A 14,156-nucleotide genomic window follows, 5' to 3' on the forward strand; every position below is an offset into this window, starting at 1 on the left:
AAATGTGGAACGGCATATTAAAATGCGCATCGTAATGCCTAATTGAACCCGCACACTTAAAACAGGTGATAAGACTAAAAAGCCCCACTAGAAAACTTCTAGTGGGACTTTTCAGTCGTGTTTTGCTTTAGCTAACCAGACAACTTATTTATCCGTCACGTTGCCACCAAAGTACTTGTTAGAAAGTTTCTTCAAGGTCCCGTCTTTCCGGAGTTCTTGAATCGCTTTGGAGATTTGTTTTTGGAGTTTGGCGTGCTTCTTAGTGAGGATGGCGCCAATCTTTTGTGTCTTGATTTCAGAACCGCCACTGATTAATTTCAAGTTGGCTTTTGGGTTCTGCTTGAAGTAAGCGTAGAAGGCTTCCCGTGAATTGATGGTCCCAGCGACACGGCCTTGATTGACCAGGTCGATCGATTGCTGGAAGCCGTCAGTTGGCGTCACGGTCGCGCCTAAACGTTTCGCGTCGGTCGCATTATTAATGGTCGTCGTTTGGGCGACTTTCTTACCCTTAATGTCTGTGATCTTATTGATGGATGAATTCTTCTTAACGGCCAATTGTGATTTCGAATAGATATAAGGCGTTGAGAAGAGGTACTTTTGTTTACGTTGCGCCGTTTCGGCAATGTCGTTGATGACCACGTCATACTTATCGACATCGAGTCCGGCAATCAGTGAATCAAACTTGGTTGGGACGAACTTGGCTTTTAACCCTAATTTCTTGGCGATGGCCTTGCCGAGGTCGACTTCAAAACCGGTTAACTTGCCGTCTTTGCGGTAACTGTAAGGTTGGAAGGTGCCTTCCAAGCCAATCGTTAAGGTGCCACTCTTCTGTAAGTCCAACTGACTGCTGGCTGAAGAAGATTTGGAAGAACTAGAGCTGCCGCAAGCCGTTAAGGTCACGGTCAATGCGAGTCCAAAAAGTGCTAACGCAATGGTTTTAAGCCATTTTTTCATGAGATTACCCCCGTAATGTGTTGTTGTGACTAAAAAAATCAGCAGTCATCCTGTCAAAAAGGACGACTGCTGATCGTGGTACCACCTTAGTTTCCAAGCGCGTGCACGACGCCTGGCTCTATGAGTTAATTAACTCAGTACGCTAACGGGTACGACACGTCACTGGCTTGCAACTGCTCACCAGCACCATTTAGAGACCATCTTCGCGGCATAATCCGACCGTTTCTCACCAACCAACGGCTCGCTAAGCGTGATTATTCCGCTACTCATCTCATCACAACGTTTTGATATTGAAGCTAGTTTACAAGAGTAAATGATAATTGTCAAATCATTTTGCCATCTTTGATTAACGATATTATCATTTTAGACAAAAAAAGACGCCCAGCCCAGGCGAGATGCGTTGGGATGGACGCCGAACAAAATCTAATTTAGTTTATTGGTTGGCCTTGTCCGAAATCGTCGTAAAGGTCATTGCGGCTAAGAAGTCGGCAATTCGTTGGGTCGGTTGTTTGAAGAATTCTGCGGGTGTGCCGTCGAATAAGATCTTACCGTCTTCGACAAACAGAATCTTGTCGGCCACCGCCCGTGCAAATTCCATGTTATGCGTCACGATGATCATTGAATCTTGTTCTTGAGCCAGCGCTAATAGCACGCGGAGGACGCCAGCTTCTAATTCAGGATCCAAGGCACTCGTGGGTTCGTCCAGTAAAATATATTCGGGATTCATCGCGAGTGAGCGCGCAATCGCGACCCGTTGTTGTTGCCCACCAGATAGTTGGCCAGAGTAAGCGTCCGCCTTATCCTGTAAGCCGACTTTGTCCAGCAGGTCTAAGGCCGTTTTTTTGGCAGCCGCGGCGTCTTGTTTCAATACCTGTACGGGGCCTTCCATGACGTTTTTCAACACACTGAGGTGGGGGAAGAGGTTGTAGCCTTGAAAGACCATCCCAGTCTTGCGCCGAATCGTCAGGATCGTTTTGCTCGTCAGCGGTTTGGTGAAGTCAATCGTTTCGTCATTGAAGTGATACAAGCCGTTTTCAGGGCGTTCTAGTAAGTTGAGGGACCGGAGTAAAGTCGACTTACCAGACCCGGAAGGCCCGACGATAACGGTCGTTTGATGTTCCTTGAACTCAGTATTGATGTCAGTTAACGCCTGGTGATTGCCAAACGTCTTATTAAGATGCTCTAACTTGATCATTGTGCAACCTCCTAGTTAAGTGGCCGTAAATAGCGGGACGTCCGTTTTTCCAAGTAGCCTTGTAGCCAGCTGAGAATCGTACATAAAATCGCATACAGCGCGGCAACCAGCGAGTACATCACGAGTGGTTGGTAGTTCTGCGCGGCAATCTGTTGACTAACTTCGAACATTTCGATGATCGTGATTGAAGCGGCCAGTGACGTATCCTTCACCAGACTGATGAAACTGTTGGCCAGTGGGGGTAGTGAGACGCGAGCGGCCTGTGGCAAAATGATGCGTTTAAGGACTTGCGACTTAGTCATCCCGATGGAATAGGCGGCTTCCCACTGACCTTCAGGAATCGAGAGAATCGCGGCCCGAATCGTTTCAGCACAGTAAGCCCCGGTGTTCAACGAGAAGGTCGCGATACCGGCAGTCCAGGGGTCCAACTGAATCCCGTTTGGAAAAACACCCTTGATTTTGAGGTAGGGTAAACCAAAGTAGACGATAAAGAGTTGGACTAGCAGTGGTGTGCTCCGGAAGAGCCAGACGTAAAAGTTAGCGATAGCTTTGAGAATCAAGAACCAGCCGCGCCGAGTCGAGATTTTGACGAGTGCGGTAAAAACGGCCAGAATCAAACCGAGAATAAATGAAATAATGGCAATCGGAATGGTGTATTTGATCCCTGCCGCAACGATTTGAGGGGTCGATGTAACGATAATGTGCCAGATTGAATCCATAGGGTGCCTCCTGTGATAGTTAGATTATGGTGCTATGTATCCCGCGTGAATCGCGGGCGTGGTCATTACTTGTCAGTAACGTTACCACCAAAGTACTTGTTAGACAATTTCTTCAAGGTTCCATCCTTACGAAGTTCTTGGATGGCTTTTGAAATTTGCTTCTGGAGCTTTGGATGTTCCTTAGTGACGATCGCACCGATTTTTTGAACGGCAATCTGGTCACCAGAATTGATCAACTTAATGTTGGCTTTCGGGTTCTGCTTCAAGTAAGCATAGAAGGATTCCCGGGAGTTAATGGTCCCAGCAGCCCGGCCTTGTTCAACTAACTCAATCGATTGTTGGAAACTGTCGGTTGGGGTAACGGTCGCGCCTAAACGTTTCGCATCTGTAGCGTTGTTACTAGTGGTCGTTTGTGCCACTTTCTTACCCTTGATCTGGGTAATCTTGCTGATGCTTGAGTTCTTCTTGACTGCCAGTTGGGACTTAGAATAAATGTACGGCGTTGAGAAGAGGTACTTCTTCTTACGTGCAGCCGTTTCAGACATGTTATTCATCACGACGTCAAACTTGTTGGTGTCCAGTCCGGCAACTAATGAATCGAACTTCGTTGGGACGAACTTAGCTTTTAAGCCCATCTTCTTGGCGACAGCTTTACCAAGTTCAACTTCAAAGCCAGTTAACTTACCATCTTTACGGTAACTATAAGGTTGGAAGGTGCCTTCCAAACCGATTGTCAACGTCCCCGATTTTTGTAGCCCTAAGTCGCTGGACTTACTGCTACTAGAGTTGCTTCCACAGGCGGTCAACGTGACGGCTAACCCGAGCCCCAAAATCGCAACACCTAATTTTTTAACCCATGTTCTCATGATTCACACTCCTAGAAATTTTTCACGACACTCCTAGTTTATCCGAAAATGAATCTGTTAACAAAAAATAAGCATTGGATCTCCAATGCTTATTTCATAATCGGCTAGTATAGCGTTAGTGTAGCGAATCGGCGCAGGACTGTCAAACCTTTTTTTGGCGGCCAAAAGGTGGTTCGTAGTTGCTACAACGGCTATTTGGCCATTGACAGCGAGGATGTGTAAAAGTTTACCCGCTAACTGGCAATCGTCACGGCGCTTCAGTCACTAGTTGGCTTGACGGTGGAGGAGACGTCAGCCCACATGACGAACCGGCGCGATACGATTGGGACTGGATGACGAACTGGTACTAGACCAACGCTGGCTTGGCGGCCAGCACCGGTTGGGAATGCACCATTAATATGAGTTGGTGAGCGGATGCTGTGGTCAGTCGTGGTCACTACAATCTAAGACCACGAAAAACGATGGCATTTTCAGGTCCACCTTCCTTAAAATGAAAAATGCGGCGGCAGTCGTGGTTGACCGTCGTCGCATTTGAGTGGGCTAATTAGAATGGTGTTGCTAAGGCAGTCGTTGGTACCGTGACTTGAACCGGTTGGAGAATTTGTCCGAGTCGCTGGATGCCTTGCGTGATGGTTGCCACGTCGGAGTTGGTAAAGTTCAAGCGGAATCCGTTCGTGACTGCGCGGCTAGCAAATTGGCAAGCCGCTGGGACGTAAGCGACGTGCGCCTGTGGCAGAACCACGTCATTTAATAGGGCTTTGGCGTCCACGCCAGCTGGTAAGGTGACCCAGATGAAGAAACCACCGTTTGGCCGCGTGTATTGCACGTTCTTTGGGAAGTAGTTATCGAGTGCCGTCAGCATCGCGTCGCGTTTTGTCCGATATGCACCACTAATCGCTGCGACGTGTTCATCGATGTCGTGGCTGTCTAGGTAGCTGTTGATGGCCGCTAAAGTCACATTTGGTGATTGGACATCGATGGCGGATTTTAGTCCGACCAATTCTTGCATGATGGTGTCACTCGCCACGATCCAGCCCGTCCGCAAAGCGGGTGAGAGAATCTTAGAAAAACTGGAGATAAAGATGACCCGACCTTCAGTATCGTAATGCTTGATGGCAGGAATGTTTTGCCCGCTATAACGAAGGTCCCGGTATGGGCTGTCTTCCAAAATAATGACATCATATTGATTAGCAAGAGCAACCATTGCTTGGCGACGTTTGGCACTCATCGTCGTCCCGGTCGGGTTGTGGAAGTCAGGAATCGTATAAATCAATTTGATTTCAGGATGAGCCTTCAAGGTCTTGCGAAGTTGCCGAATGTTCATGCCATTATCATCCACTGGAATTTCATAATAAGTTGGTTCGTAAGTGTCAAAGGCGGCGAGGGCTCCCATGTAGGTTGGACCTTCAACGACCATTGCATCGCCGTGGTTTAATAGTAGTTTTGCAACTAGGTCGATGGCTTGTTGCCCACCTTGAGTCATTAGGACGTTGTCAGCACTGACTTGCACATCCGCATGAGTTGCCATGCGGTCAGCGATTTTTTGCCGTAGTGCCGGTAGCCCTTGCGTGGATGAATATTGGAAGATGCCCTGGCCGTCTTGTTCGATGGCGTCACGATAAGCTTGTTTCAAATCGTCATCCGGAAAGAGGTGCTGGTCCGGAAAACCGCCAGCGAAGGAAATGTTTTCCGGGTTGGCACTATTCTTGAAGATTTCATCGAGGTCTGAAGTGTCGTTGTTTAACACACGGTTCGCAAATAAGTTTTTCATGATAATTTCCCCCACTCAATTTTTTGTCCTTAAACTGTTTTCTTTGATTATCAATATGATAAAATAAACCTTGGGATTAGTAAAACTCAACTTTTTCAATATTAAGTGAATTCTATTCATCTAAGGAGGGTAAAAATACGATGGCTAACTTTGCTTATGAGGTTTTTTCGACTGTAGTTGCGCAACATACGTTTTACCAAGCCGCTGCGACGCTTAACGTGACGCCGAGTGCGGTCAGTCATTCCATTAATCAATTAGAGAAGGAGCTCGGTTTTCCGCTGTTCATCCGGAACCGTTCAGGCGTTGAACTTACTAGTGATGGTCGGCAGGTTTTGCCGTATGTCCAGGAGATCTTGAATACCGAAAGTAACCTCCGACAGGTCGCTGATAATATCCAAGGACTGCACTCCGGATCCGTGCGAATTGGCGGTTTTAGTAGCGTTTGCATCAATTGGTTACCCCGAATTATCCGCGAATTTAATCGTGAATATCCCGATATTGAGATTTCGGTGATGCAAGGTAATTTTAATGAAATAACCAACTGGGCCAAAATCGGGACGATCGATATTGGCTTTACGTCGATGCCAGTCAATGAGAATTTACTCGTTCATTCGTTGATCAATGATCCAATCTACTGTGTCACGCCGGCAGACTTCATTCCTGAAAACGGGGAGTACATCACGACTGACGATGTGGCCGACAAAAACTTTATTCTGCAACAAAGTGACTATGACCGGGATACGAAGCTGGCGCTGGACCATTACCACGTTACCAATAATTTCTTGCGGTTCTCCATTGATGACCAATCGATTATTTCAATGGTGGAATCCGGCCTAGGAATGGGAATTCTACCGCAATTAGCGCTGCGTAAACTGACCGGGGACGTCAACACGTTTTCCTTCGCCGAACCGTATAACCGTGAAATTGCACTAGTTGCCAATAAGACGCAGGCGACGGCCCCTTCAACGGCGATGATGATCCGGGCCATCAAGCAGTTTCTGACCAAGGAATATCCAGACCAGATGTTATGGCAGTAGGGTGGTGGCATGCAAGCAACTGGATGCTTTGAACATTAATAATCTAACGCATTGTGATTTGTCATGAACTATGATTAAAACGTGCGGGTAGCTTGCTGTTGGTCAGCCGAGGCGCGTCCTAATCCGACCTACGGGGCTGGCTGACAATTGCTGGAACAGGGCGGACATCGATTTGAACTCACGCAGAGAACCACTGCGCAATTTCAAATACGAGTCTTCTTCTAGCCCGGGAACCCCACCCGGACAAGAAGAACTTCGCCCTTGAGCATTGTCAGCCAGCCCCTTCAGTCGGGAAGCCGCTCGAATGGCGGATGAACGACCACCTAACTTGGTGCAATTGGTTATGGAACATTAAGAAACTGGACCTTCAGGCAAACTTTTTGAATCAGCAGCAACGCTGATTTACGGCAATTTAATACTGAGAAGATTGCCTGAAGATTATGGATTACCTCAATGAAAACTAGCTGAATACCATGCTTACGGTTAGACGGAAAAGTCGCGTTAGTCTTCCAATTCAAGACTTTAGGGCATCAGCTTAACCTAGAAAAATCCAGTAAAGTTGATGGTTCATAGAATAGTTGGCCGAGAACTCATTGGAGACCAGTCTCACAGTTGAATCTCAAAATACCCGTTTATTGAGAATCAACGACTGTCCATCAAAAGTTGAATTCGCACATGTCTGCCTTTCGAATACAATCCTAGAATGCCTGGAAGACGGCTTAGGACGCGTCTATCACAGAAGGTTTACGCCAACTCGCCCCATTTTCCAGCGGTTCTCAGCTGGCTGCATTTGAACTTAAGAACTAGCACGTTTTAATCATCATTAATTCCGAATCACAATTAAGTATATAAAACCGGCTCCCTCGAATCAGGGAGCCGGTTTGTTAGATACGGTATTAGTATGGTACGCCTGACTGACAGGCTTAATTGATGAAGGATTGAATAATGTTACCAATGCGCCGACTATTCAGTATGCCGGATTCGGTGCGCCAAGTGCGTACGACATGTTGCTGATAGCGTTTGACAGTCGGTTTGAAAATCGATTGGCCGGCCAAAGCGCTTTGAAGCGGGAGCGTTTGCTTGGATTTGGCACTTTTTTCAGCAATGATCAATACCTGTAACTTGGGATTGATGGTCTTACGCTTGGCAATCAGTGTCTTGAGCGCAGCTGTCTGATTTTTTGCAGCCACTGGCGTTGTTTTGCGACGACGGTTTTGTGAGCCGGTCCCGTTGAAAGGGGTCGCGATTAAAACCAAATGTTGCGGTGTCAGTGCAATCGTGGTCTGTTCGACGTAAGAAGTGGCGGTTAGTCCGCCATCGCCATAACTGACGAGGTTGAACCGCCGGAATTTGAAATGCTGTTGAGCAAGTCCGAGCACCCGTTTGAGTAATTGTGCTTTTTTCGTTGTACTGATGCCAGTTGGCAACTGCACTTGAATGTAAGGCCGATTATCACTATTTAGTAGTTGCCCTTTGAATACCACGGTACCATTGGTGCTGGCTTTGGTCGTGACGAGTGTTTGTGAGGCACTGTTATGTTGAATATTGGCCGTTAATTGTTGATTTTGTTGATGCGTCAAGTGGCTATCTAGTAGTAAGACCATTGGAATGCGTTCAGTTGAGGTCACTGTTACCGCTGTGACCGGTTTGGCCTTACGAACTTGATGTTGCCACAAGATGACGCCCCCAATCATGGCTAGTAGGACGGCCAACCAAGCCGCACCAGTCAGGACTTGTTTCGTTGTTGCTTTCATATGCACTACTCCATCTTTTCGAATAAGCTTCATCTTAAATGTAAGCTACCCGCACAAAACTTGCAACTGTTTCTACATCTTTAAGACAGCAAAAGTCCCAGCCAACAAAATTTGGCTGGGACTCCTTAAAGGTATCAGTCTTGTGCTCCGAACAGGGCAGAGACTGATGCTTTAAGATTACGTTTGGTACTCAAAAAGCATCACCCCCTTTCATTAATTGTCCGTAGTTTAGTCTCTTTTGCTGGTAAGGTCAACTAATTAGTTTCCAATCTTGCCAAACGCGGTATAATAAAGTTCCTTGGCAGGGGCACTCGGCAGTTGCCGGGTACTTGATAACTGAATATTCAGTTATGGCATTGGTTATTTGGCGGGGGAATACTCGTGAGAAGCCGTGCTAAAAGGCCTGATTCAAATTTGAATCAGGCCTTTTGATGTTTGACGGTAAAATTAGAACTATTTTCATTCACTAACTAGCACAACGCGTATCAATCCGTCAGTGATATGCCGATAGCCTATCACTGATGATTAGTGTTTAGAACTAACTGGCCGATGCAGCGCAAATATTAACAAGCTTGCGATATAAGCAAGAAAAGTGATGAATAGTGCCCATGCGTGACGAGAACTATTAGCAATTGAAATCGTGATATTGCTGCGACCTGCTGGTAATTTGGCTTTTAACTGACCTTGCGAATGCGTGTATTTCACGTGATGATTGTTGACTTGATCTGATAGTTAACATTCTTATAGCCAATAACAGGTAATTTCAAAGCTTTTGTATGGGCCTGCTGCAATTTAAAACTAACCTGCTGGTCATTAGCAGAGATGAATTTAAACTTGGCCATGCTTTTATGGTCAAATGCTACGGTCTCTTTATTTACACGATTAGCGTCATTGAAACTCAGGTCTTGTTTTAAGGCATGTTTGATTTCCGGTTCAATGTTTGATTTCTTTAAATGATAATCTGGTACGTCCATCCGATCAATATTTTCATAATAGTTTTTTGAAGTGAGGTGTCGTATCCGAAACTGATGAACTGCGGCGCTTGAAGAATCGTGAGGTAGTGACGATAAATAGTTTTTTTGGTTTTGACGATGGATTTGTATGACACCAGTTAAACCAATGATAATCACAAACAAGCTAATAAAAATGGTCGTTGATGTTGTGTGCCAGTTGTTATGATTTAAATATAATATTAAGGAAATTGTTGTTCCCACAGCGACTATAGTTAAAAAACGCATGGTAAATTGTATGAGTGTGGCAGGCGTATTAATTAACTTAAATGTGGGGAGCCAATTCTGTGCCAATATGAAGATGCTACCGGCCCCAATTGCCCAGTAACGCCATGAACCGGTGGCTTTGCTCAAAAGTTGTGCCAATAAATAAATCAGAATAAATGTGATCGCGATTCCCATATGTGCACCAGTTGCTGATTCTGTGATGTCATTGCTTAAGATCCGTGAGAATTCATTGTTAGGATCCAGACCAATCAAACCGGGAGTCGGAGATACCATCTTATTGTGAAGCATCCAATCTATGACGTTCAAAAGTGAATAGAGCGACATTAAGATTGTGAGACCAACACTTAGCATCAAATATTTTATCTCATTCAGATCTATCTTCCGAGAAAATAAGCGTATGATTTCGAGAATTCCGACGAATATTGTGAAAATTACCAGCGATAACACATGTGAGTTGGCAACCAGGCTCATACCAATAGATAGCCAGAAAATACCACTTTTCTCCCGGTTCCATATTTTAAACAAGCCTAATATTATCAATGGTAAAAACGCGTATCCAAATGCTTCCCCAATTGCGACACGTGTATACATTAACTGAAAGTGGTAAGCGTTAAATTGATAAGTAATCATACCTAACAGTGTAATTAGTCGATTATGGCTTAGATACTTTGCTAATAGATATGAGTTAGTCACTGTAATGATATTCATTATGAAGAAGCCCAAGGCAAATGCTAGCATAGGACTTTGAATAAGTAATCTCGGGATTACGTATATCATCATGGTGAGCCAAGGATACATTGCGTTCATAGCGACGCCATTGTTTTTAAACCCAATGAAATTGACGAGACTTGGCAAACGTCCAGCTTTGAAGGCTTGATAAAGTGATTCCAAACGCGCGAGGTGAATAGAACCATCATTGCTTAACGCAAAAAAATGCCCAGTAAAAGCTGGATAAGTCGAGATAAAAGCTAACACTAAAATGATTAGTGTGGTGACAATTGCTTTAAACTGAGTTGAAGTTAAAATTCTTTTAAATCGCATGGCTAACATTTATGCATTCCCCTTATTCCCCACTTTTTTATACAATAATTACAATAGTAAACTTGAAAGTTCTATCTGTCACGAGATTATTAATGATTAACATCAATGGTACCTTTTAAAACTTATCCCAATGATTTAATATAGTTATATTATATACGTAAACGTCGACGATAAACGCTAAAATCTAACTATAACGTTCATCATCGTTTGGAATTAAATAAGGGGCAGGTAGCGGTGATGTATGACGCCGTAATTTACCGGTTTATTATAGGGGGAGTATTAAGAATGAAGCTGACAACGCTCACGATTGTGGTGCCATGCTATAACGAGGCTGAAGTTTTACCGACTTCGGCAGAGACACTACGTCAGATATTGCAGAACATGATTGACATTAAGCAGTTGAGTCAGAAGAGTAAGATTTTGTTTGTCAATGATGGTAGTCGTGATAAGACTTGGTCATTGATTCAACAATTAGAACGTGATAATGCGTTGTTTACCGGATTAAAATTTAGTCGGAACTTTGGCCATCAGAATGCTTTAATGGCCGGAATGAAGGTTGCGGGGAAGTACTCAGATTGTGTGATTACGATCGATGCTGATTTGCAAGATGATGAGAACCTGATTCCTAAGATGGTTGCGAGCTATCAAGAGGGCAATGAGGTGGTCTTAGGCGTGCGCAATGATCGTTCGAGCGATTCTCATTTTAAACGGTGGACCGCCGAAGCGTTTTACGGCTTAATGGGGAAAATGGGGGTTCAATTGGTCCCAGACCATGCCGATTTCAGACTGCTAGGACAACGCGCAATCGACGTTCTAATGGAATATCAAGAAACCAATCTGTTCCTGCGTGGCATTGTACCGCAGCTGGGCTTTAATACCGAAAAACTTTACTATCAACGCAAACCCCGACTCGCGGGTGAGACTAAGTACCCACTCAAAAAGATGTTGTCATTTGCTTTTGATGGCATTACCTCATTTTCGATTGCACCAGTAAAAGCAATTATGTCGTTGGGGATTTTGGTCATTGGGATTAGCCTCATCATGGTCATTTATGCCATCGTCCGCTTCTTTACCGGCAATGTCATCAGCGGCTGGACGTCGTTAATGACCAGCTTATGGTTTTTAGGTGGCATTCAATTAGTCGGTATCAGTGTGATTGGCGAATATATCGGGAAGATTTATGCGGAGGTCAAACACCGTCCGCGCTATATTATCGAACAAGATGACTATACGCCGACACAGCAAGCAGCTCAAACAGCCCAGCTGAATGAAATGGTAGGTGCGTCTTAGTGACTAGAAAGTTATTGATTGGCTTCAATTGGCTAGCCGCTGGTGTTTTAAGTGTCGTTCTGTTGCTGGCTGCTTTAATGCCGACAGATTTCTTTAACAAGGAAGACTGGGCAAAACCAGTCATTCTGGTTGTGACGGCGCTGGGCTTCTTGCTGATACTTAACGCGATCAAAAAGGCTTGTCAGAACATTTCGGCGCGCACTTATCGCTACTGGTTGTATGGGATTGCCGGATTGATCCTGATTGCGCAAGTGTGGGTGGCGGTCCATTTTATCGATGCGACGCGGGCCGATGTCTACTTTGTGCGTAACCAAGCGATTGCGCTCGCGCAGGGCAGCCATCGCTGGGCGTATTATTTCAAAGTTTATCCTAATAATGTGAATTCCGCGCTGCTGGAAAGTGTGTTCATCAAGCTCTTGTTAGGCATGGGCATCAAGGCACCGTGGATGATCCTGAACCTGTTGCGGTTTGCGTGGATCGATACTGGACTGTTGTCGGGATTGGTGCTGCTCAAACATTGGCAACATTGGCGTCCAAGTGGGTTATTGTTGATGCTGACTTGGCTGCTGAGTATCCCCGTCTATAGCTACGGGGTGTTTCCATATAATGATGCCCTCGTGATGCCACTGGCGTTAAACGTGGCGGCGTTAGGCTGGTTATTTGTGAACAAGCGTGGCTGGCAACGGTGGCTTGCGGGTGTCGGGACCTGGTTACTGCTCGCAATGGGTTATGTGATGAAGAGCAATCTAGTGGTGCTAATCATCGCGGTCCTGTTAACGGTCGGCCTGATGGTGGTGCTCGACAAAACCAGATGGCGACTAGCTGTTGAATGGTTAGTGGGCAGTGTCGTGACATTGGGCCTGATCACGATGTTGATGACGACGGCAGCTAAGCATAACGGCTATGTCAAGGATCCTGAGCTGGCCACGCCGGTCACGAGTTGGATTGCCATGAGCTTGAATCCGGATACGCAGGGGCAATATCATGGTGCCGATTTTTATCCGATTCGCAATACGAAGACTCAGGCTGCTAAGAAGAAAATGGCAGCTGAGTCCATCAAGTCACGCGTTGAGCAGATGGGACCGCTTGGATTAGTCGATCATTTTTATCAAAAACTAGGCGTATTTTATAGTCATGGTGACTTCGACGCCATCAATCTGATTGCTCAGTGGCTCAAAGCGCCTTCACGGTATATTCTGCACCAACGGCACTATAAATTCTGGGCATTATTGCTGACACAGAGCTGGTATTTGGCCCTGCTGATTGGGAGTATATGGCAGCTGTTCACGCAGCGTAAACACTTGATTTCAACGGCGATGCTCAGCTTAGTTTTGCTTGGACTGACGGCCTTTCACGTGCTTATTTGGGAAGTTGAACCGCGCTATGCCTTGCCATTATTACCCATCATTATGTTGCTCGGGTGTGAGGGCTGGAGCACAATGCCAGCGCTGGCATTGAACTTCAAACGACGATTGGCGGTCAGTTGGGTGCTGATGTTGGGCGCCTTGGTTGGCATGCTGAATCTGATGCAGATGAGCAAAAAAGTAACCGTGAACCAGATCTCGATTGCGATGCAGGGAAACGGGGCTTATTTCACCCCGAATACGCTGAGCGTTAAAAATCGCTATCACTTCGTTGTTCGACTGCATGGTGAACAAAGCAACCAGTTAGTGTTACACACCAAGTCGAAGAATCGCGTGACAATCGTTGTTAAGCACCAAGGCAGCGTCTTGAAACGAGTGACGGGTCAAGCTGAAAAGGTACAACAGATCGATTATCGGGCGGTCCATGCTAAGCAGCTGAACGTCACGATCATTAATCATGGTAAGACGCCAGCACTTTATGGTAGTGGGCTACTGCACTTTTCGAATGACACGGGCGCAATAACCAAGCAACCTCAAATGACCATGCAATGGAACGTTAATCGGGTCTTTAAGCCAAAGAACCCAACGCAAAAAATCAAGTTAACACCCAATAAGTCGATTGCGGCGATGACGGGGCTTTTCCTGGTGCTAGTGCTAGTCAGTATCTGGTATCGTCCCGCTGATGAGCTAAATCAACGCAAACGGGTTTAATACGAATATAGTAATGTCTTGTGAAAGGCTGTCTCGGTATTTTAACTGAGACGGCCTTTTGTGATTGAATCGTATTTGGGTTTACTGTTTGTCAGTCGGGAAGGGCGTTCTCGACTTCCGGGGACGACTGACAACGCTGAAAACTGACACGTTTTAATTATCGGCAATATCAAATATTAACGCGTAATAAATAAATTCTAGTAATGATAACGTGTG

The 14,156-nt window shown here is 45.6% G+C and carries 10 protein-coding genes and 1 other annotated feature; of the genes, 3 read left to right on the forward strand and 7 right to left on the reverse strand.

Going from position 1 to position 14,156, the window contains the following annotated elements:
• Positions 1–144: 144 nt before the first annotated feature.
• The 5 genes from KGF65_RS11015 to KGF65_RS11035 form a co-directional block, all read right to left on the reverse strand.
• Entirely contained in the window at positions 145–954 is an 810-nt protein-coding gene (locus KGF65_RS11015) for a transporter substrate-binding domain-containing protein (RefSeq protein ID WP_216748474.1), read from the reverse strand.
• A 55-nt stretch (positions 955–1,009) separates the two neighbouring features.
• Positions 1,010–1,241 (reverse strand) — a binding site (T-box leader).
• Between the two features lie 146 nt (positions 1,242–1,387).
• The gene (locus KGF65_RS11020) at positions 1,388–2,149 is read right to left on the reverse strand and encodes an amino acid ABC transporter ATP-binding protein (RefSeq protein WP_216748475.1); all 762 of its coding nucleotides are present in this window, start codon (positions 2,147–2,149) and stop codon (positions 1,388–1,390) included.
• 11 nt (positions 2,150–2,160) lie between these two features.
• Complete coding sequence (locus KGF65_RS11025) at positions 2,161–2,868, reverse strand: amino acid ABC transporter permease (protein WP_003639843.1); 708 nt, start codon at positions 2,866–2,868, stop codon at positions 2,161–2,163.
• Positions 2,869–2,933: 65 nt separating this feature from the next.
• Positions 2,934–3,734: a transporter substrate-binding domain-containing protein gene (locus KGF65_RS11030; protein ID WP_050339862.1), complete on the reverse strand. Its 801-nt coding sequence runs from the start codon at positions 3,732–3,734 to the stop codon at positions 2,934–2,936.
• Positions 3,735–4,278: 544 nt separating this feature from the next.
• The gene (locus tag KGF65_RS11035; RefSeq protein ID WP_105921672.1) at positions 4,279–5,505 is read right to left on the reverse strand and encodes a PLP-dependent aminotransferase family protein; all 1,227 of its coding nucleotides are present in this window, start codon (positions 5,503–5,505) and stop codon (positions 4,279–4,281) included.
• A gap of 140 nt (positions 5,506–5,645) precedes the next feature.
• On the opposite strand from KGF65_RS11035, the gene KGF65_RS11040 reads away from it, so the two are divergent.
• Complete coding sequence (locus KGF65_RS11040) at positions 5,646–6,542, forward strand: LysR family transcriptional regulator (protein ID WP_050339860.1); 897 nt, start codon at positions 5,646–5,648, stop codon at positions 6,540–6,542.
• A 923-nt stretch (positions 6,543–7,465) separates the two neighbouring features.
• On the opposite strand, the gene KGF65_RS11045 is transcribed toward KGF65_RS11040, so the two are convergent.
• Both KGF65_RS11045 and KGF65_RS11050 read right to left on the reverse strand, forming a co-directional pair.
• On the reverse strand, positions 7,466–8,296 hold the full coding sequence (locus KGF65_RS11045) for an alpha/beta hydrolase (protein WP_101874101.1): 831 nt from the start codon (positions 8,294–8,296) through the stop codon (positions 7,466–7,468).
• 701 nt (positions 8,297–8,997) lie between these two features.
• A complete protein-coding gene (locus tag KGF65_RS11050) occupies positions 8,998–10,584 on the reverse strand; it encodes a hypothetical protein (protein ID WP_216788199.1) in 1,587 nt (528 codons plus the stop codon).
• 276 nt (positions 10,585–10,860) lie between these two features.
• On the opposite strand from KGF65_RS11050, the gene KGF65_RS11055 reads away from it, so the two are divergent.
• The gene (locus KGF65_RS11055) at positions 10,861–11,865 is read left to right on the forward strand and encodes a glycosyltransferase family 2 protein (RefSeq protein ID WP_101874099.1); all 1,005 of its coding nucleotides are present in this window, start codon (positions 10,861–10,863) and stop codon (positions 11,863–11,865) included.
• Positions 11,865–13,940: a hypothetical protein gene (locus tag KGF65_RS11060; RefSeq protein WP_216748476.1), complete on the forward strand. Its 2,076-nt coding sequence runs from the start codon at positions 11,865–11,867 to the stop codon at positions 13,938–13,940. The genes KGF65_RS11055 and KGF65_RS11060 overlap by 1 nt, the downstream gene beginning before the upstream one ends.
• Positions 13,941–14,156 lie beyond the last annotated feature (216 nt).

Origin of the sequence: Lactiplantibacillus sp. 30.2.29, from assembly GCF_018991255.1 — a bacterium.
In the GTDB taxonomy this organism is placed as follows: domain Bacteria; phylum Bacillota; class Bacilli; order Lactobacillales; family Lactobacillaceae; genus Lactiplantibacillus; species Lactiplantibacillus pentosus.

What these genes read in the sequence shown, in the direction of transcription:
- KGF65_RS11015 (WP_216748474.1), bottom strand. Translation starts at nt 954, where the DNA reads ATGAAAAAATGGCTTAAAACCATTGCGTTAGCACTTTTTGGACTCGCA.
- KGF65_RS11020 (WP_216748475.1), bottom strand. Translation starts at nt 2,149, where the DNA reads ATGATCAAGTTAGAGCATCTTAATAAGACGTTTGGCAATCACCAGGCG.
- KGF65_RS11025 (WP_003639843.1), bottom strand. Translation starts at nt 2,868, where the DNA reads ATGGATTCAATCTGGCACATTATCGTTACATCGACCCCTCAAATCGTT.
- KGF65_RS11030 (WP_050339862.1), bottom strand. Translation starts at nt 3,734, where the DNA reads ATGAGAACATGGGTTAAAAAATTAGGTGTTGCGATTTTGGGGCTCGGG.
- KGF65_RS11035 (WP_105921672.1), bottom strand. Translation starts at nt 5,505, where the DNA reads ATGAAAAACTTATTTGCGAACCGTGTGTTAAACAACGACACTTCAGAC.
- KGF65_RS11040 (WP_050339860.1), top strand. Translation starts at nt 5,646, where the DNA reads ATGGCTAACTTTGCTTATGAGGTTTTTTCGACTGTAGTTGCGCAACAT.
- KGF65_RS11045 (WP_101874101.1), bottom strand. Translation starts at nt 8,296, where the DNA reads ATGAAAGCAACAACGAAACAAGTCCTGACTGGTGCGGCTTGGTTGGCC.
- KGF65_RS11050 (WP_216788199.1), bottom strand. Translation starts at nt 10,584, where the DNA reads ATGTTAGCCATGCGATTTAAAAGAATTTTAACTTCAACTCAGTTTAAA.
- KGF65_RS11055 (WP_101874099.1), top strand. Translation starts at nt 10,861, where the DNA reads ATGAAGCTGACAACGCTCACGATTGTGGTGCCATGCTATAACGAGGCT.